Below are 18,872 nucleotides of genomic sequence, written 5' to 3'. Positions count from 1 at the left end.
CTGACGAAGTCAGTAACCACACCTACGGCAAAGTGAATCTGAAGTAGTTTGAAGAGAGTATAACTTGTCTTTTAGAAAAGGAGCCTATAATGAAAGTCTTTCAGAATGTAAATATCGTGACTTGTGATCAAGATTTCCATGTTTATCTTGATGGAATCTTAGCAGTCAAGGATTCTCAAATCGTCTATGTCGGTCAAGATAAGCCAGCGTTTTTAGAGCAAGCTGAGCAGATTATAGACTATCAGGGAGCTTGGATTATGCCTGGGTTGGTCAATTGCCACACCCATTCTGCTATGACAGGTTTGAGAGGAATTCGGGATGATAGCAATCTCCATGAATGGCTCAATGACTATATCTGGCCAGCAGAAGCTGAGTTTACTCCCGACATGACTACTAAGGCGGTCAAAGAAGCTCTGACAGAGATACTCCAGTCAGGAACAACAACCTTTAATGATATGTATAATCCCAATGGTGTGAATATTGAGCAGATTTATCAGGCAGTGAAAGATTCCAAGATGCGTTGTTATTTTTCTCCGACTCTTTTTTCTTCAGAGACAGAAACAACTGCTGAGACTATAAGCAGAACTCGATCCATCATAGACGAAATCTTAAAATATAAAAATCCAAATTTCAAGGTTATGGTAGCACCTCATTCTCCCTATAGCTGCAGTAGAGACTTGCTGGAAGCGAGTTTGGAAATGGCAAAAGAGCTTGCTATTCCAATCCATATCCATGTGGCGGAGACCAAGGAAGAATCAGGCATTATCCTGAAACGATACGGCAAACGCCCCCTCGCCTTTCTAGAAGAACTGGGTTACTTAGATCATCCGTCTGTCTTTGCTCATGGGGTCGAATTAAACGAGCGAGAAATTGAACGCTTGGCAACTTCTCAAGTGGCTATTGCTCACAATCCTATCAGTAATCTCAAACTGGCATCAGGAATTGCTCCAATTATCCAGCTCCAAAAAGCAGGAGTAGCAGTCGGAATTGCGACTGACTCGGTCGCTTCCAATAACAATCTTGATATGTTTGAGGAGGGACGGACTGCAGCCCTTCTTCAGAAGATGAAAAGTGGAGATGCCAGCCAATTTCCTATCGAAACAGCTCTCAAGGCACTGACAATCGAAGGGGCTAAGGTTCTAGGAATGGAAAATCAGATAGGAAGTCTAGAAGTCGGCAAGCAGGCAGATTTTCTCGTTATTCAACCACAAGGCAAAATCCATCTCCAACCTCAAGAAAATATGCTCTCTCACCTAGTTTATGCTGTCAAATCCAGTGATGTTGATGATGTCTATATTGCTGGAGAACAGGTTGTTAAGCAAGGTCAAGTTCTGACAGTAGAACTTTAGAAGAAAAATCACGAAAAATTTTAAAAAAAGTTTGTAAAAATCTTGCATTCTTTTTTTGACTATGCTATACTTATATACGGTTTGAAAAAACTGCCTAAGACAGTAGGGGAGCTCGACTCATAAATATCCTACCGAGGACAAAACGTATCATGTAAAAAGAAGCGTATTGTACTTTCGTGTCTAGGTTTGGGCGCGTTTTTCTTTTGGAAAAATTCCCCAAGCAAAATAATTACGGAGGTGAACACACTAATGAGTGAAGCAATTATTGCTAAAAAAGCGGAACTAGTTGACGTAGTAGCTGAAAAAATGAAAGCTGCTGCATCTATCGTCGTTGTAGACGCTCGTGGTTTGACAGTTGAGCAAGATACAGTTCTTCGTCGTGAGCTTCGTGGAAGCGAAGTTGAGTATAAAGTCATTAAAAACTCAATCTTGCGTCGTGCAGCTGAAAAAGCTGGTCTTGAAGATCTTGCATCAGTATTCGTTGGACCATCTGCAGTAGCATTTTCTAACGAAGATGTTATTGCACCAGCGAAAATCTTGAACGACTTTTCTAAAAACGCTGAAGCACTTGAAATCAAAGGTGGTGCAATCGAAGGCGCTGTCGCATCTAAAGAAGAGATTCTTGCACTTGCAACTCTTCCAAACCGCGAAGGACTTCTTTCTATGCTCCTTTCTGTACTTCAAGCGCCAGTGCGCAACGTTGCTCTTGCAGTCAAAGCGGTTGCAGAAAGCAAAGAAGACGCAGCTTAATCTTAAGCTACGTAGCGTAGCCTAGCTACGAAAATCTATTATAAATTTAAAACATATTTGGAGGAAATAACAATGGCATTGAACATTGAAAACATTATTGCTGAAATTAAAGAAGCTTCAATCCTTGAATTGAACGACCTTGTAAAAGCTATCGAAGAAGAATTTGGTGTAACTGCAGCTGCTCCTGTAGCTGTTGCTGCAGCTGGTGCTGCTGACGCTGGTGCTGCTAAAGATTCATTCGACGTTGAATTGACATCTGCAGGCGACAAAAAAGTTGGCGTTATCAAAGTTGTACGTGAAATCACAGGTCTTGGTCTTAAAGAAGCTAAAGAACTTGTTGACGGTGCACCAGCACTTGTTAAAGAAGGCGTTGCAACTGCAGAAGCTGAAGAAATCAAAGCTAAATTGGAAGAAGCTGGAGCTTCAGTTACTCTTAAATAATAGAGCGACTACATTAGTAGCTTAAAAACATGATTAAATCGCTATTCTTAGGAGTAGTGGTTTTTCTTTTTGTTTAAGAAGTTGGCGAGTAAGTAATACTCAATGAAAANNGACGAAGTCAGTAACATATCTACGGTAAGGCGACGCTGACGTGGTTTGAAGAGATTTTCGAAAAGTATAAAATAGATTGAATTTAGAATAGTCCACTGAGTTTTATAAAACATTGTTAGAAATTGGTTTGAATTCCGCAATCAATTTGTTCGGTTTTTATTTCATTTAATTTAATTAAATTAGAATTTCCCAACCGTTTAACTCAAGATAAAAATCCCCAATCGAAGCGATTGAGGATTAAGCAAATGAATCTTAAACAATACCTTGGGCAATCATAGCGTTTGCTACATTTTCAAATGCAGCAATGTTTGCTCCTGCAAGATAGTCTTTATCAAGACCATATGTTTCTGAAGTTGTTTTAGCTGTGTTGAAGATGTTTGTCATGATGTCTTTGAGACGTCCATCAACTTCCTCACGAGTCCATGAGAGGCGAAGACTGTTTTGGCTCATTTCAAGGGCTGAAACGGCTACACCACCAGCGTTGGCAGCTTTGGCAGGTCCGTAGAAGATACCATTTTCTTTGTAGATTTTGATGGCATCAAGGTCGCTCGGCATGTTGGCACCTTCAGATACACAGATAACGCCTTGAGCAACCAAACGTTTAGCTGCTTCACCGTTGATTTCGTTTTGAGTAGCACATGGAAGCGCAATATCATAGTTTCCAGCGTAAGTCCATACAGAACCTTCGTGATATGTTGCAGTTGCTTTCTCAGCTGCATACTCAGTCAAACGAGCACGACGTTTCTCTTTAACATCAACCAAAAGATCGAAGTCGATACCATTTTCATCGATGACATAACCGTTTGAGTCAGATACAGAGATGACAGTAGCGCCAAGTTCAGTCGCTTTTTGAAGAGCGTATTGAGCAACGTTCCCAGAACCTGAAATAACCACTTTCTTACCAGCAAAGCTATTACCGTTAGCTTTCAGCATTTCTTCAGTATAGTAAACCAAACCGTAACCAGTTGCTTCTGGACGAATCAAGCTACCACCAAATTCAAGAGGCTTACCAGTCAAGACACCAGCATCAAATTGGTTAAGACGCTTGTATTGACCATAAAGGTAACCAATTTCACGTCCACCTACGCCGATATCACCAGCAGGTACGTCAAGTGATGGTCCGATGTGTTTTTGCAACTCAGTCATGAAGCTTTGGCAGAAGCGCATCACTTCAGCATCTGTTTTACCTTTAGGATCGAAGTCTGATCCACCTTTACCTCCACCGATTGGAAGTCCAGTCAAGACGTTTTTGAAGATTTGTTCAAATCCGAGGAATTTCAAAATCCCTTGGTTTACAGTTGGGTGGAAACGAAGTCCTCCTTTGTATGGTCCAACAGCTGAGTTGAATTGAACACGGTAACCACGGTTTACTTGAATTTTTCCATCACGGTCAACCCAAGGAACACGGAAAGAAATTACGCGCTCAGGCTCAGTAATACGTGCCAAGATATTTTCTTCGATATACTCAGGGTGTTTTTCAAATACAGGTTCCAAAGTGTTGAAAAATTCTTCAACAGCTTGGAGGAATTCAGCCTCGTGCCCATTACGAGCTTTTACAGTTTCAAACACGCTTTGGATATATTCTTTAGCAGATGTCATATCGTTCTCCTTTTGTTGTCATATTTTATTACATGAGCTATTATAGCAGAATTTTTTTAAACTGTAAAGAGAAAAACAAAAATTTTCTAAAAATTCTTTCAATTTAGTTTTAAGACTTTTTGAAAATAGACAAAAAACGAACCTTTTTCTTGTAAATATCTTTCTCAAAGAGAAAATCTGAAAATATGCTATAAGAAAAGAAAATGTTTAGCAATTCAGAAATCACTTGTTAATTTATCCATGATATGTTAGATTTGCCAGCAAAACTATGACCATTTTGGAGGAAAGAAATATTTACATCTCCTTATTCAGGGCAGGATTTTCTATACAAGTATAGATGTCTTGCTGGAGTTGGATCATGGAACCCAAGCGGTTATTGAGATTTAGAACTATCATCAGAATTTTTTCATTAGACTTGTTCGGTAACCATAAAGTACTATACTATCTATGAACAAGACCCAGAAAAAGTAGCCTTATTTCTTAAGAATTTTAATAGTTTAAAGCACTTAGCACCTGTTTATATTGATGAAACAGGATTCGATACTTACTTTTATCGAGAATATGGTCGCTCATCAAAGGGTCAGTTAATAGGAGGTAAAGTCTCTGGAAGAAGATATCAGGGGATTTCTTTGGTTGCAGGTCTAACAAATGGTGACTTAATCGCTCCAATGACCTACGAAGAGACGATGACGAGCGACTTTTTTGAAGCATGGTTTCAGAAATTTCTCTTACCAACATTAACCACACCCTCAGTTATTATTATGGATAATGCAAGATTCCAATAGAATAGCTAGGATAGAATTCTTGTGTGAAGAGTTTGGGCATAAACTTTTACCCCTTCCTCCCTACTCACCTGAGTACAATCCTATTGAGAAGACATGTGCTCATATCAAAAAGCACCTCAAAAAGGTATTACCAAGTTGCAATACCTTTTACGAGGCTCTTTTGTCCCACTCTTGTTTCAGTTTGTTATAAACACCTAAGATAAGAGCTATACTAGGTAAATAAAAATCTCTATACTATTTGAAAGTGAAGACTACTCACTGTGAGATAGTATAGAGTATTTTTGTTGTAGTTAAACCATCCTACCCATTCCCCATTGTAATTAACACGGTAACCGTCTGGTGTAGTCGTATTGATTGCTAGAGCACCAGAGCTATAAGCATAGTACCATTTGCCAGATACCTTCATCCAGCCTGTTTTCATAGCACCTGAACCGTCGAGATAGTACCAAGTCTCACCGTCTTTCAACCAACCTGCTTGCATCCAGACTGAACTATCGAAGCGATACCAGATATTATCTAATTTTGCCCACTGATTGTAAGGGTAAGATCCCATCAAGTTGCATAAACTACCAACGCGAGCCAGCTTGTCGCCAAAAACCCATACTTTTACCTACTTCTTGCATTTGGTTAAAGAAATTGTAGGAATTATTCGTTGTACTCTTATTTTCATTTTTGATTTTATGAGTTCCGATAGCCTTCAAATTTTTGTCAAAAAGATTCGCCTTAGTCGCAAATGTTTGAATCTGAGAAGAGTAGGCTTCTATGTATTGAATGGCTTTTCCATAACCACCAGCTAATTCTTCAGAGCCACCAGATGATGTTCCGAAACTTTGTGCAACGGTAATCCATCCATTTTGAGTAACAGGGTTTTCAAAGGCTGCCAAACCCATATAGGTCAATTCTGGATTGATTAAGGATTCGTAGTGTCCAGTTTGATCAGAGACATTTGCTCCGCTACGAGATTTATAGAATATATTTCTCAATGGTACGCGCAACACCGTCTTCTTCGTTGCTTGCTGTAACGGCATCCGCAAGAGATTTGACATAATCGCTTGCATTTCCCATTGCAATGCCCATCCCTGCAAACTGGAGCATTTCGATATCGTTATTAGCATCGCCCATGGCCATAATCTCTGAGGAATCAATCTTCAAAATCTCTGCTAATCGTGAAAGAGCGGTAGCCTTGGTCGTTCCAAGTGGCATAGCTTCATAAATGACAGGCTGCGAACGAACTCCACTGAATCGTTGGCAGAGTTCCTCAGCAAAACGCTGCTCAAAATCGTCTGTTTGTTCTTCGTTGCCCAAAAACATGCCTTGGAACATACGATATTTACCACTAGTCGCTTCCTCAAGGGAAATTTCAGTCAAGTCTGAAAAGACTAGGTCGGCATCATTCTGGATGACTTGATTAGGCTTGCCACCGAGGACGAAATAATGTTTCTCATCAAAAAGAGTCAACTGAACATCACTTTTTTCAGCTAGATCATAGAGGTATTCGATGTCTGCTGGACTAAGTTCTTGCCAGTCAACTAGTCCCCAGTCACTTGTCTGGTGAGTTGAGCAACCATTGTTAACAATCACATACTCATTCTGGAGGCCAAGCCCCAGTTTTTTGTAGTAGGGGAGGACACCGAAAAGCGGGCGACCCGTACAAAGAACCAATTTGACACCTTTTTCAATAGCTTGGTGAATAGCAGTAATGTGAGCTTGTGGAATTTCCTTGGCTTCATCGAGGAGGGTTCCGTCCATATCCAAGGCTAGTAGTTTAATCATAGGTCTTCCTTCTTTATCTTTTGGTATTATTATAACATATTTTGGAGAAGATGACGGTCAAAGGGACAGGAGCTAATTGATTTTGCAGTTTAGGACGTTTTGATGACAATTCATGATTTGAAGAGGATATTTGGCCAAGATATGTTATACTAAACTTGTCAACGTTGCAACTAGACAAATTAAAAAACCAACTTAATATAATAGTTTTTTGTAAGTAGGTATGAGTATCAGATTACTCAACTAATCTAAACAATAACGGAGGAAATATATCATGATTTTAATGACAAAAAATATAAATCTAACAAATGAAGAATTAGAGCTGATACAAGGTGGAGCAGATCCCTATGGAAAAGAACCTAATGGTTATTTTCCTTGGCAAATAGAGCCGGTATTAACTATGCCGGTTCATGGATTTTGTCCCAGAGGAACCTATGATTTAGGATATATTGGAGGAGGCAATCATCTTTGCAAAGGAAGTCCTGCGAGATTTTAAGTAAAATTTATTAGGAATATGGAGAAAACAGAGGATTTAATATGAAAAAACGGATTATTCAGATTTTACTAGCATTATCCTTAATTTTTTACAAATCAACTTGGTTTTGGGGAATTTTCAATCACCTCGCAAAGCCCTATCTACCAGCAAGTCGTGAATTTTTTCAGATTCTGCTTTGGATGGAGAGTGGAGGTCTTTTATTAGCGGTCATCTATCTACTAGTTTTTGCAGGAAAGAAGACTTTTCATTTCAAATGGCAGCTGAGGCACTTTATCTACCTTTTACTGGGTTACATCATTTTGTATATGTCTGACGTCCTCTTGTCTTATTTCATACCCTCGTCTTCAAATCAAATTTCTTTGAATGAAACGATAGAAATGATAGGGAGACAGGAATTACCCTATTTCTTGCTCATGGCTTGCTTCATCGGCCCTATTGCTGAGGAATTGATTTATCGCGGTGTGCTTATGACAACCTTTTTCAAAAACTCGCCTTGGTACGGAGATGTCTTGCTTTCTGCTATTATTTTCGGTTATATTCATATCAATTTTGCTTTAACTCCTCTTGCTTTTTTCATTTATGCTAGTGGAGGTCTCATTTTAGCTCTACTGTATCGCATGACAAAAAATCTCTACTATCCAATACTAGTTCATATTCTCATCAATATCACTGCCTTCTGGAATGTATGGTTACTCCTATTTTCAGGAAGTTAGCTTACTAAAAAAATGTCGGAACTTTCCGGCATTTTCTTTTTTCACAAATAGTCAACGTTTTTCTTTTCGATATTGGAGTGGTGTGTATCCAGTTATTTTTTGAATTGATTTTGAAAATAAGGTTGGCTTGAGAAAGGCAGATAGTGAAGATAGTTAAGAAGGTTAAGAAGAATAGGATGTTCTTTTTTCCTTTTTGGAAAACTTCTAAAATATGGTATAATGAAAAGATAAAGAAGTTGGAGGTAGAAGATGAACATTCAACAATTACGCTATGTTGTGGCCATTGCCAATAGCGGTACTTTTCGTGAAGCTGCTGAAAAGATGTATGTTAGTCAGCCGAGTCTGTCTATTTCTGTTCGTGATTTGGAAAAAGAATTGGGTTTTAAGATTTTCCGTCGGACCAGCTCAGGGACTTTCTTGACTCGTCGTGGTATGGAATTCTATGAAAAAGCGCAAGAATTGGTTAAAGGATTTGATATTTTTCAAAATCAGTATGCCCATCCTGAGGAAGAAAAGGATGAATTTTCCATTGCCAGTCAGCACTATGACTTCTTGCCACCAACCATTACGGCCTTTTCAGAGCGCTATCCTGATTATAAGAACTTCCGTATTTTTGAATCAACTACTGTTCAAATTTTAGACGAAGTAGCGCAAGGTCACAGTGAGATTGGGATTATCTACCTCAATAATCAAAATAAAAAAGGGATTATGCAACGGGTTGAAAAGTTAGGCCTAGAGGTTATTGAACTAATTCCCTTCCATACCCATATTTATCTCCGTGAGGGGCATCCTTTAGCTCAGAAAGAGGAATTGGTCATGGAGGATTTAGCGGATCTACCAACGGTTCGTTTCACGCAAGAGAAAGACGAGTATCTTTATTATTCAGAGAACTTTGTTGATACCAGCGCGAGCTCGCAGATGTTTAATGTGACAGACCGTGCTACTTTGAATGGTATTTTGGAGCGGACGGACGCTTATGCAACAGGTTCCGGATTTTTAGATAGTGACAGTGTGAATGGCATCACAGTTATTCGTCTCAAGGATAACCTAGATAACCGCATGGTCTATGTTAAACGTGAAGAAGTGGAGCTGAGTCAAGCTGGAACTCTTTTCGTAGAAGTCATGCAAGAATATTTTAATCAGAAGAGGAAATCATGAAAAAAAGAGGAATAGTGGCAGTCATTGTACTGCTTTTGATTGCGCTGGATCAGTTAGTTAAATCCTATATCGTCCAACAGATTCCACTGGGTGAAGTGCGCTCCTGGATTCCCAATTTCGTTAGCTTGACCTACCTGCAAAATCGAGGGGCAGCCTTTTCTATCTTACAAGATCAGCAGTTGTTATTCGCTGTCATTACCCTGGTCGTCGTGGTAGGTGCCATTTGGTATCTACATAAGCACATGGAGGACTCATTCTGGATGGTCTTGGGTTTGACTCTGATAATCGCGGGTGGTCTTGGAAACTTTATTGACAGGGTCAGTCAGGGCTTTGTTGTGGATATGTTTCACCTTGACTTTATCAATTTTGCAATTTTCAATGTGGCAGATAGCTATCTGACTGTTGGAGTGATTATTTTATTGATTGCAATGCTAAAAGAGGAAATAAATGGAAATTAAAATTGAAACTGGTGGCCTGCGTTTAGATAAGGCTTTGTCAGATTTGACAGAATTATCACGTAGTCTCGCGAATGAACAAATCAAATCAGGCCAGGTCTTGGTCAATGGCCAAGTCAAGAAAGCTAAATACACTGTCCAAGAGGGCGATGTCGTCACTTACCATGTGCCAGAACCAGAGGTTTTAGAGTATGTGGCTGAGGATCTTCCGCTAGAAATCATCTACCAAGATGAGGATGTGGCTGTTGTCAACAAACCTCAGGGAATGGTTGTGCATCCGAGTGCTGGTCATACTAGTGGAACCCTAGTAAATGCCCTTATGTATCATATTAAGGACTTGTCGGGTATCAATGGGGTTCTGCGTCCAGGAATTGTTCATCGTATTGATAAGGATACGTCAGGTCTTCTTATGATTGCTAAAAATGATGAGGCGCATCTAGCACTTGCCCAAGAACTCAAGGATAAAAAGTCTCTCCGCAAATATTGGGCGATTGTTCATGGAAATTTGCCCAATGATCGCGGTGTGATTGAAGCACCGATTGGCCGGAGTGAAAAAGATCGTAAGAAACAGGCTGTGACTGCTAAAGGGAAACCTGCAGTAACTCGTTTCCACGTCTTGGAACGCTTTGGCGATTATAGCTTAGTGGAGTTGCAACTAGAGACAGGGCGTACCCATCAGATTCGTGTCCACATGGCTTATATCGGTCATCCAGTTGCTGGGGATGAAGTCTATGGTCCTCGTAAGACACTTAAGGGGCATGGACAATTTCTTCATGCCAAGACTCTAGGTTTTACTCATCCGAGAACAGGTGAGACCTTAGAATTTACAGCAGATATCCCAGCAATTTTTAAGGAAACATTGGAGAGATTGAGGAAGTAAGAATGAAAAAGAAATTAACTAGTTTAGCACTTGCAGGCGCTTTTTTAGGCTTGTCATGGTATGGAAATGTTCAAGCTCAAGAAAGTTCAGGAAATAAAATCCACTTTATAAATGTTCATGAAGGTGGCAGTGATGCGATTATTCTTGAAAGCAATGGACATTTTGCCATGGTGGATACAGGAGAAGATTATGATTTCCCAGATGGAAGTGATTCTCGTTATCCATGGAGACAGGGTATCAATACAACTTATAAGCATGTTCTAACAGACCGTGTCTTTCGTCGTTTGAAGGAATTGGGTGTCCAAAAACTTGATTTTATTTTGGTAACCCATACCCACAGTGACCATATTGGAAATGTTGATGAATTACTGTCTACCTATCCAGTTGACCGAGTCTATCTTAAGAAATATAGTGATAATCGTATTACTAAGCCTGAACGTCTTTGGGATAATCTGTATGGCTATGATAAGGTTTTAAAGACTGCTGCTGAAAAAGGTGTTTCAGTTATTCAAAATATCACACAAGGAGATGCTCATTTTCAGTTTGGAGACATGGATATTCAACTATATAATTATGAAAATGAAACAGATTCATCAGGTGAATTAAAGAAAATTTGGGATGATAATTCCAATTCCTTGATTAGCGTAGTAAAAGTCAATGGTAAGAAAATTTACCTTGGGGGCGACTTAGATAATGTGCATGGAGCGGAAGATAAGTATGGACCTCTCATTGGAAAAGTTGATTTGATGAAGTTTAATCATCACCATGATACCAACAAATCAAATACCAAGGATTTTATTAAAAATTTGAGTCCGAGTTTGATTGTTCAAACTTCGGATAGTCTACCTTGGAAAAATGGTGTTGATAGTGAGTATGTTAATTGGCTCAAAGAACGAGGAATTGAGAGAATCAACGCAGCCAGCAAAGACTATGATGCAACAGTTTTTGATATTCGACAAGACGGTTTAGTAAACATTTCAACTTCCTACAAGCCTATTCCAAGTTTTCAAGCTGGTTGGCATAAGAGTTCATATGGAAACTGGTGGTATCAAGCGCCTGATTCTACAGGAGAATATGCTGTCGGTTGGAATGAAATTAAGGGTGAATGGTATTACTTTAACCAAACGGGTATCTTATTACAGAATCAATGGAAAAAATGGAACAATCGTTGGTTCTATTTGACAAACTCTGGTGTTGCTGCTAAAAATTGGAAGAAAATCGCTGGAATCTGGTATTATTTTAACAAAGAAAACCAGATGGAAATTGGTTGGATTCAAGATAAAGAGCAGTGGTATTATTTGGATGTTGATGGCTCTATGAAGACAGGTTGGCTTCAATATAAGGGGCAATGGTATTACTTTGCTCCATCAGGGGAAATGAAAACGGGCTGGGTAAAAGATAAAGAAGCCTGGTACTATATGGATTCTACTGGTATCATGAAGACAGGTGAGATAGAAGTTGCTGGACATCATTACTATCTAGAAGAATCAGGAGCTATGAAGCAAGGCTGGCTTAAAAAGGCAAATGATTGGTATTTCTACAAGACAGATGGTTCACGAGCTATAGGTTGGATTAAAGACAAGGATAAATGGTACTTCTTGAAAGAAAATGGTCAATTACTTGTGAATGGTAAGACACCAGAAGGCTATACTGTGGATTCAAGTGGTGCCTGGTTAGTGGATGTTCCGATCGAGAAATCTGCTACAATTAAAACTACAAGTCATTCAGAAATAAAAGAATCCAAAGAAGTAGTGAAAAAGGATCTTGAAAATAAAGAAACGAGTCAACATGAAAGTGTTACAAATTCTTCAACTAGTCAAGATTTGACATCCTCAACTTCACAAAGCTCTGAAACGAGTACAAACAAATCGGAATCAGAACAGTAGTAGAAAAGAAGGTTTTAGGGCCTTCTTTTTTCTATCAACTCTTTTCTATTTCCTGTTATTCATGTTATAATGGATAAATATGAATAATCGGAGTGAGACTATGAAATACAAACGGATTGTCTTTAAGGTGGGTACTTCTTCTCTGACAAATGAGGATGGAAGTTTATCACGTAGTAAGGTAAAGGATATTACCCAGCAGTTGGCTATGCTGCACGAGGCTGGTCATGAGTTGATTTTGGTGTCTTCAGGTGCCATTGCGGCTGGTTTTGGAGCCTTAGGATTTAAAAAGCGTCCGACTAAAATTGCTGATAAACAGGCTTCAGCAGCGGTAGGACAAGGGCTTTTGTTGGAAGAATACACGACCAATCTTCTCTTGCGCCAAATCGTTTCTGCACAAATCTTGCTAACCCAGGATGACTTTGTAGATAAGCGTCGTTATAAAAATGCCCATCAGGCTTTGTCAGTTCTACTTAGCCGTGGGGCGATTCCTATCATCAATGAGAATGACAGTGTTGTTATTGATGAGCTCAAGGTTGGGGACAATGATACTCTGAGTGCACAGGTGGCGGCCATGGTCCAAGCAGACCTTTTGATCCTCTTGACAGACGTAGACGGTCTTTATACTGGAAATCCTAATTCAGACCCAAGAGCCAAACGCTTGGAGCGAATCGAGACCATCAATCGTGAGATTATTGATATGGCCGGTGGAGCAGGTTCGTCTAATGGTACAGGTGGCATGTTAACCAAAATCAAAGCTGCCACTATTGCGACAGAATCAGGAGTTCCTGTTTATATCTGCTCATCCTTGAAGTCAGATGCCATGATTGAGGCAGCTGAGGAAACCAGGGATGGTTCCTACTTTGTTGCTCAAGAGAAGGGACTTCGTACCCAGAAACAATGGCTGGCCTTTTATGCTCAGAGTCAAGGTTCTATTTGGGTAGATAAAGGGGCTGCAGAAGCTCTCTCTCAACATGGAAAGAGTCTCCTTTTATCTGGTATTGTTGACGCAGAAGGCGCCTTTTCTTACGGTGATATTGTGACAGTATTTGACAAGGAAAGTGGAAAATCACTTGGAAAAGGACGCGTGCAATTCGGAGCATCTGCTTTGGAGGATATGTTGCGTTCTCAAAAAGCCAAGGGTGTCTTGATTCACCGTGATGACTGGATTTCCATTACGCCTGAAATCCAACTACTCTTTACAGAATTTTAGAGGTAAACTATGGTAAGTACACAAGAACAATTTGAACAGGTACAGGCTGTTAAAAAATCGATCAACACAGCTAGTGAAGAGGTGAAAAACCAAGCCTTGCTAGCCATGGCTGATTACTTAGTGGCTGCTACAGAGGAAATTTTAGCAGCCAATGCCCTCGATATGGAAGCGGCTAAGGGTAAAATCTCAGATGTGATGCTGGATCGTCTTTATTTGGATGCAAGTCGTATAGAAGCGATGGCAACTGGGATTCGTGAAGTGGTTGCTTTACCAGATCCAATCGGTGAAGTTTTAGAAACCAATCAGCTTGAAAATGGTTTGGTTATCACAAAGAAACGTGTAGCTATGGGAGTTATTGGTATAATCTATGAAAGCCGTCCAAATGTGACGTCTGATGCGGTTGCTTTGGCCCTCAAGAGTGGGAATGCGGTTGTTCTTCGTAGTGGTAAGGATGCCTATCAAACGGCCCATGCCATTGTCACAGCCTTGAAGAAGGGCTTGGAAACGACTACTATTCACCCAGATGTGATTCAACTGGTGGAAGATACTAGCCGAGAAAGCAGCTATGCCATGATGAAGGCCAAGGGCTATCTAGATCTTCTTATTCCTCGTGGAGGAGCTGGCTTGATCAATGCCGTGGTTGAAAATGCTATTGTACCAGTTATCGAGACAGGAACTGGGATTGTCCATGTCTATGTGGATAAGGATGCGGATGAAGACAAGGCTCTGTCTATCATCAATAATGCTAAAACCAGTCGTCCTTCTGTCTGCAATGCCATGGAGGTTTTGCTGGTTCATGAAGCCAAGGCAGCAAGCTTCCTTCCTCGCTTGGAGCAAGTGCTGGTTGAGAATCGAAAAGAAGCTGGTCTGGAACCAATTCAATTCCGCTTGGATGAGAAAGCAAGTCAGTTTGTTTCAGGTCAAGCAGCTGAGGCCCAAGACTTTGACACCGAGTTTTTAGACTATGTCCTAGCTGTTAAGGTTGTGAGCAGTTTAGAAGAAGCTGTTGCCCATATTGAAGCCCACAGTACCCATCATTCGGATGCCATTGTGACTGAAAATGCTGAAGCTGCGGCTTGCTTTACAGATCAAGTGGACTCGGCAGCGGTTTATGTCAATGCCTCAACTCGTTTTACCGATGGTGGACAATTTGGTCTTGGATGTGAGATGGGAATTTCTACTCAGAAATTGCACGCGCGTGGTCCAATGGGCTTGAAAGAGTTGACCAGCTACAAGTATGTGGTTGCTGGTGATGGGCAGATAAGGGAGTAAGAGATGAAGATTGGATTTATCGGTTTGGGGAATATGGGGGCTAGTTTGGCTAAGGCTGTTTTGCAGGCCAAGACGTGTGATGACATTCTTCTTGCCAATCGTAGTCAAGCTAAGGTAGATGCTTTCATTGCAGACTTTGGTGGTCAGGCTTCCAGCAATGAAGAAATTTTTGCAGAAGCAGATGTGATTTTTCTAGGTGTTAAGCCAGCTCAGTTCTCAGACTTACTTTCTCAATATCAGACCATCCTTGAAAAACGAGAAAGTCTTCTTTTGATTTCCATGGCAGCTGGATTGACCTTGGAAAAACTCGCTAGTCTTCTTCCAAATCAACACAGAATTATTCGTATGATGCCAAATACCCCTGCTTCTATTGGTCAAGGAGTGATTAGTTATGCCTTGTCTCCTAATTGCAGGGCTGAGGACAGTGAGCTCTTTTGTCAGCTTTTAGCCAAGGCTGGTCTTTTGGTTGAACTTGGAGAAAGCTTAATAGATGCAGCGACAGGTCTTGCAGGTTGTGGACCAGCCTTTGTCTATCTTTTTATCGAGGCCTTGGCAGATGCAGGTGTTCAGACTGGATTGCCACGAGAAACAGCATTGAAAATGGCAGCTCAAACTGTGGTAGGAGCTGGACAATTGGTCCTTGAAAGTCAGCAACATCCTGGAGTTTTGAAAGACCAAGTTTGCAGCCCAGGCGGTTCGACTATCGCTGGTGTAGCGAGCCTAGAAGCGCATGCTTTTCGAGGAACGGTCATGGATGCAGTTGGTCAAGCCTACAAACGAACACAAGAACTAGGTAAATAAGAGGTGGATTTGTCTGCCTCTTTTATGGTGGTTGATACTCTTCGAAAATCTCTTCAAACTGCGTCAGCTTCCATCTGCAACCTCAAAACAGTGTTTTGAGCAACCTGCGACTAGCTTCCTAGTTTGCTCTTTGATTTTCATTGAGTATGAAATGAGAAGACAAAAAGATTGTCACAAACCCCTATTTTTTTGATAGAATAGAAGTAGTAAAAAAGAAATGAGTTAGACATGTCAAAAGGATTTTTAGTCTCTCTTGAGGGACCAGAGGGAGCAGGCAAGACCAGTGTTTTAGAGGCTCTGCTACCAATTTTAGAGGAAAAAGGAGTAGAGGTGTTGACGACCCGTGAACCTGGCGGAGTCTTGATTGGGGAGAAGATTCGGGAAGTGATTTTGGATCCAAGTCATACTCAGATGGATGCTAAAACAGAGCTACTTCTCTATATTGCCAGTCGCAGACAGCATTTGGTGGAAAAAGTTCTTCCAGCCCTTGAAGCTGGCAAGTTGGTCATCATGGATCGTTTTATCGATAGTTCTGTTGCCTATCAGGGATTTGGTCGTGGCTTAGATATTGAAGCCATTGACTGGCTCAATCAGTTTGCGACAGATGGCCTCAAACCCGATTTGACACTCTATTTTGACATCGAGGTGGAAGAAGGGCTGGCTCGTATTGCTGCTAATAGTGACCGCGAGGTTAATCGTTTGGATTTGGAAGGGTTGGACTTGCATAAAAAAGTTCGTCAAGGCTACCTTTCTCTTCTGGATAAAGAGGGAAATCGCATTGTCAAGATTGATGCTAGTCTCCCTTTGGAGCAAGTTGTGGAAACTACCAAGGCTGTCTTGTTTGACGGAATGGGCTTGGCCAAATGAAACAAGAACAATTAAAGGCTTGGCAACCAGCCCAGTTTGACCGATTTGTCCGTATCTTAGAACAAGACCAGCTCAATCACGCCTATCTCTTTTCAGGTTTCTTTGGAAGCCTGGAAATGGCGCAGTTTTTGGCCAAGAGTCTATTTTGTACGGATAAGGTAGATGTTTTACCATGTGAAAACTGCCGAAATTGTAAGCTGATTGAACAGGGAGAATTTCCCGATGTAACCTTGATTAAGCCAGTCAATCAGGTCATCAAGACAGAACGCATTCGGGAATTGGTGGGACAGTTTTCTCAAGCAGGGATTGAAAGCCAGCAACAGGTCTTTATCATCGAGCAAGCGGATAAAATGCATCCCAACGCAGCCAATTCTCTGCTTAAGGTCATCGAAGAACCCCAGAGTGAAGTTTATATTTTCTTCTTGACTAGCGATGAGGAAAAGATGTTACCGACAATCCGAAGTCGGACCCAGATTTTCCACTTTAAAAAGCAAGAAGAACAACTCATCTTGCTCTTAGAACAAATGGGACTTGTTAAGAAAAAAGCGACTCTTTTAGCTCAGTTTAGTCAATCGCGAGCTGAAGCAGAAAAGTTGGCTAATCAGGCAAGTTTTTGGACCTTGGTCGATGAAAGTGAACGCCTGCTGACTTGGTTAGTAGCTAAGAAAAAAGAAAGTTATCTACAGGTTGCCAAATTAGCGAACTTGGCAGATGATAAGGAAAAACAAGATCAGGTTTTACGGGTTCTTGAAGTTCTCTGTGGGCAGGATCTCTTGCAGGTAAGAGTAAGGGTGATTCTACAAGATTTGCTAGAAGCTAGAAAAATGTGGCAAGCTAATGTCAGCTTTCAAAATGCCATGGAATATCTGGTCTTGAAAGAAATATAAACTCAAAAATGAACGATAAAGAAAGGAAAGGCCTGGCTTATGGACAAAAAAGAATTATTTGACGCGCTGGATGATTTTTCCCAACAGTTATTGGTAACCTTGGCCGATGTGGAAGCTATCAAGAAAAATCTCAAGAGCCTAGTAGAGGAAAATACAGCTCTTCGTTTGGAAAATTCTAAGTTGCGCGAACGTTTGGGTGAGGTGGAAGCAGACGCTCCCGTCAAGGCCAAGCATGTTCGCGAAAGTGTTCGTCGCATTTACCGTGATGGATTTCACGTATGTAATGATTTTTATGGACAACGTCGAGAACAGGACGAGGAATGTATGTTCTGTGACGAGTTGCTATACAGGGAGTAAGCATGCAGATTCAAAAAAGTTTTAAGGGGCAGTTTCCCTATGGCAAGCTGTATCTAGTGGCAACGCCGATTGGCAATCTAGATGATATGACCTTTCGCGCTATCCAGACCTTGAAAGAAGTGGACTGGATTGCTGCTGAGGATACGCGCAATACAGGTCTTTTGCTCAAGCATTTTGACATTTCCACCAAGCAGATCAGTTTTCATGAGCACAATGCCAAGGAAAAAATTCCTGATTTGATTGGTTTCTTGAAAGCAGGGCAAAGTATTGCTCAGGTCTCTGATGCCGGTTTGCCTAGCATTTCAGACCCTGGTCATGATTTGGTTAAGGCAGCTATTGAGGAAGAAATTGCAGTTGTGACTGTTCCAGGTGCCTCTGCAGGAATTTCTGCCTTGATTGCCAGTGGTCTAGCGCCACAACCACATATCTTTTACGGCTTTTTACCGAGAAAATCAGGCCAGCAAAAGCAATTTTTCGACTCGAAAAAAGATTATCCTGAAACTCAGATTTTCTATGAATCGCCTCATCGTGTAGCAGATACGTTGGAAAATATGTTAGAAGTCTACGGTAACCGCTCGGTTGTCTTGGTCAGGGAATTGACTAAAATCTATGAAGAATACCAACGCGGTACCATTTCTGAGTTATTGGAAAGCATTGCTGAAACGCCACTTAAAGGAGAATGCCTTCTCATTGTTGAAGGTGCCAGTCAGGATGTGGAGGAAAAAGACGAGGAGGACTTGTTCTTAGAAATCCAAGCCCGTATCCAGCAAGGCATGAAGAAAAATCAAGCTATCAAGGAAGTCGCTAAGATTTACCAGTGGAATAAAAGCCAGCTCTACGCTGCCTACCATGATTGGGAAGAAAATCAAGAAAATGACTAATACTCTTCGAAAATCTCTTCAAACCGTGTCAACGTCGCCTTGTCGTAGGTGTGGTTACTGACNNCCTGCGGCTAGTTTGCTCTTTGATTTTCATTTAGTATAAACAGGGAAGTTTGCCTTCTTCCCTTTTTTTGTTATACTAGTAGAAGAAAAAAATAGAAAGATTTGTGGGAGTGAAAAAGTCCGGGGGACTTTTTCAGCTTG

At 40.8% G+C, this 18,872-nt stretch carries 18 protein-coding genes, 4 pseudogenes and 1 other annotated feature; of the genes and pseudogenes, 18 read left to right on the top strand and 4 right to left on the bottom strand.

Translation table 11 applies throughout. From position 1 onward, the window contains the following. Positions 1 to 89 precede the first annotated feature (89 nt). From HT708_RS08965 to rplL, 3 genes are all read left to right on the top strand, one after another. On the top strand, positions 90 to 1,349 hold the full coding sequence (locus HT708_RS08965) for a TRZ/ATZ family protein (RefSeq protein WP_000862496.1): 1,260 nt from the start codon (positions 90 to 92) through the stop codon (positions 1,347 to 1,349). A 75-nt stretch (positions 1,350 to 1,424) separates the two neighbouring features. After that, positions 1,425 to 1,560 (top strand) — a sequence feature (ribosomal protein L10 leader region). Between the two features lie 38 nt (positions 1,561 to 1,598). Continuing rightward, positions 1,599 to 2,099, top strand: a complete 501-nt coding sequence (rplJ, locus tag HT708_RS08960; RefSeq protein WP_001287278.1) for a 50S ribosomal protein L10 — start codon at positions 1,599 to 1,601, stop codon at positions 2,097 to 2,099. A 72-nt stretch (positions 2,100 to 2,171) separates the two neighbouring features. After that, positions 2,172 to 2,540, top strand: a complete 369-nt coding sequence (gene rplL / locus HT708_RS08955) for a 50S ribosomal protein L7/L12 (protein ID WP_001196965.1) — start codon at positions 2,172 to 2,174, stop codon at positions 2,538 to 2,540. Positions 2,541 to 2,903: 363 nt separating this feature from the next. On the opposite strand, the gene gdhA is transcribed toward rplL, so the two are convergent. Continuing rightward, the gene (gene gdhA / locus HT708_RS08950; RefSeq protein ID WP_000199528.1) at positions 2,904 to 4,250 is read right to left on the bottom strand and encodes an NADP-specific glutamate dehydrogenase; all 1,347 of its coding nucleotides are present in this window, start codon (positions 4,248 to 4,250) and stop codon (positions 2,904 to 2,906) included. 203 nt (positions 4,251 to 4,453) lie between these two features. Between gdhA and HT708_RS11950 the strand changes: the two are divergent. Both HT708_RS11950 and HT708_RS08945 read left to right on the top strand, forming a co-directional pair. Next, positions 4,454 to 4,634: pseudogene (locus HT708_RS11950) on the top strand (hypothetical protein); the annotation flags it as partial. Between the two features lie 56 nt (positions 4,635 to 4,690). Beyond that, positions 4,691 to 5,225: pseudogene (locus HT708_RS08945) on the top strand (transposase); the annotation flags it as partial. A 111-nt stretch (positions 5,226 to 5,336) separates the two neighbouring features. Here the strand turns inward: HT708_RS08945 and HT708_RS12360 are convergent. Both HT708_RS12360 and HT708_RS08930 read right to left on the bottom strand, forming a co-directional pair. After that, positions 5,337 to 6,000, bottom strand: a pseudogene (locus HT708_RS12360) (choline-binding protein C); the annotation flags it as partial. Beyond that, a complete protein-coding gene (locus tag HT708_RS08930) occupies positions 5,999 to 6,808 on the bottom strand; it encodes an HAD family hydrolase (protein ID WP_000593560.1) in 810 nt (269 codons plus the stop codon). The gene HT708_RS08930 and the pseudogene HT708_RS12360, both read right to left, overlap by 2 nt. 271 nt (positions 6,809 to 7,079) lie before the next feature. Here HT708_RS08930 and HT708_RS08925 point away from each other — a divergent pair, with 271 nt between their 5' ends. Beyond that, on the top strand, positions 7,080 to 7,301 hold the full coding sequence (locus HT708_RS08925) for an SP_0924 family bacteriocin-like peptide (RefSeq protein WP_000602445.1): 222 nt from the start codon (positions 7,080 to 7,082) through the stop codon (positions 7,299 to 7,301). A gap of 41 nt (positions 7,302 to 7,342) precedes the next feature. Further along, complete coding sequence (locus HT708_RS08920) at positions 7,343 to 8,014, top strand: CPBP family intramembrane glutamic endopeptidase (protein ID WP_000746011.1); 672 nt, start codon at positions 7,343 to 7,345, stop codon at positions 8,012 to 8,014. A 51-nt stretch (positions 8,015 to 8,065) separates the two neighbouring features. Here HT708_RS08920 and HT708_RS08915 read toward each other — a convergent pair. After that, positions 8,066 to 8,271 (bottom strand): annotated as a pseudogene (locus HT708_RS08915) (AraC family transcriptional regulator). On the opposite strand from HT708_RS08915, the gene HT708_RS08910 reads away from it, so the two are divergent. The 11 genes from HT708_RS08910 to rsmI all read left to right on the top strand — a co-directional run bounded on the left by HT708_RS08910 (position 8,264) and on the right by rsmI (position 18,668). Further along, positions 8,264 to 9,172: a LysR family transcriptional regulator gene (locus tag HT708_RS08910; RefSeq protein ID WP_001025687.1), complete on the top strand. Its 909-nt coding sequence runs from the start codon at positions 8,264 to 8,266 to the stop codon at positions 9,170 to 9,172. The pseudogene HT708_RS08915 and the gene HT708_RS08910 overlap by 8 nt on opposite strands. Further along, positions 9,169 to 9,630 (top strand): signal peptidase II, encoded by a 462-nt coding sequence (gene lspA / locus HT708_RS08905; RefSeq protein WP_000745672.1) that lies wholly within the window; start codon positions 9,169 to 9,171, stop codon positions 9,628 to 9,630. Before HT708_RS08910 ends, lspA begins: the two co-directional genes overlap by 4 nt. Then, entirely contained in the window at positions 9,620 to 10,507 is an 888-nt protein-coding gene (locus HT708_RS08900) for an RluA family pseudouridine synthase (protein WP_000403212.1), read from the top strand. Before lspA ends, HT708_RS08900 begins: the two co-directional genes overlap by 11 nt. Before the next feature lie 2 nt (positions 10,508 to 10,509). Beyond that, on the top strand, positions 10,510 to 12,393 hold the full coding sequence (gene cbpE, locus HT708_RS08895) for a phosphorylcholine esterase CbpE (RefSeq protein ID WP_172926275.1): 1,884 nt from the start codon (positions 10,510 to 10,512) through the stop codon (positions 12,391 to 12,393). Positions 12,394 to 12,493: 100 nt separating this feature from the next. Then, positions 12,494 to 13,603, top strand: a complete 1,110-nt coding sequence (proB, locus tag HT708_RS08890; RefSeq protein ID WP_220042065.1) for a glutamate 5-kinase — start codon at positions 12,494 to 12,496, stop codon at positions 13,601 to 13,603. A 9-nt stretch (positions 13,604 to 13,612) separates the two neighbouring features. Next, positions 13,613 to 14,875: a glutamate-5-semialdehyde dehydrogenase gene (locus tag HT708_RS08885; protein ID WP_138699867.1), complete on the top strand. Its 1,263-nt coding sequence runs from the start codon at positions 13,613 to 13,615 to the stop codon at positions 14,873 to 14,875. Positions 14,876 to 14,878: 3 nt separating this feature from the next. Beyond that, a complete protein-coding gene (gene proC, locus HT708_RS08880) occupies positions 14,879 to 15,676 on the top strand; it encodes a pyrroline-5-carboxylate reductase (RefSeq protein WP_023936955.1) in 798 nt (265 codons plus the stop codon). A gap of 228 nt (positions 15,677 to 15,904) precedes the next feature. Continuing rightward, the gene (tmk, locus tag HT708_RS08875) at positions 15,905 to 16,543 is read left to right on the top strand and encodes a dTMP kinase (protein WP_000033362.1); all 639 of its coding nucleotides are present in this window, start codon (positions 15,905 to 15,907) and stop codon (positions 16,541 to 16,543) included. Next, a complete protein-coding gene (locus HT708_RS08870) occupies positions 16,540 to 17,430 on the top strand; it encodes a DNA polymerase III subunit delta' (protein ID WP_023936953.1) in 891 nt (296 codons plus the stop codon). The genes tmk and HT708_RS08870 overlap by 4 nt, the downstream gene beginning before the upstream one ends. Positions 17,431 to 17,469: 39 nt before the next feature. Beyond that, positions 17,470 to 17,787, top strand: coding sequence for a DNA replication initiation control protein YabA (yabA, locus tag HT708_RS08865; protein WP_000358228.1), 318 nt, complete (start codon positions 17,470 to 17,472; stop codon positions 17,785 to 17,787). A 2-nt stretch (positions 17,788 to 17,789) separates the two neighbouring features. Continuing rightward, positions 17,790 to 18,668, top strand: a complete 879-nt coding sequence (gene rsmI, locus HT708_RS08860; protein WP_023936951.1) for a 16S rRNA (cytidine(1402)-2'-O)-methyltransferase — start codon at positions 17,790 to 17,792, stop codon at positions 18,666 to 18,668. The last annotated feature ends 204 nt before the right edge of the window (positions 18,669 to 18,872 follow it).

The sequence above is a fragment of the Streptococcus sp. 3613 genome (assembly GCF_013277375.1).
Lineage (GTDB): Bacteria > Bacillota > Bacilli > Lactobacillales > Streptococcaceae > Streptococcus > Streptococcus pseudopneumoniae.
Note: the sequence above shows the minus strand (reverse complement) of the source record. Positions and strands in the feature narration are given on the sequence as shown.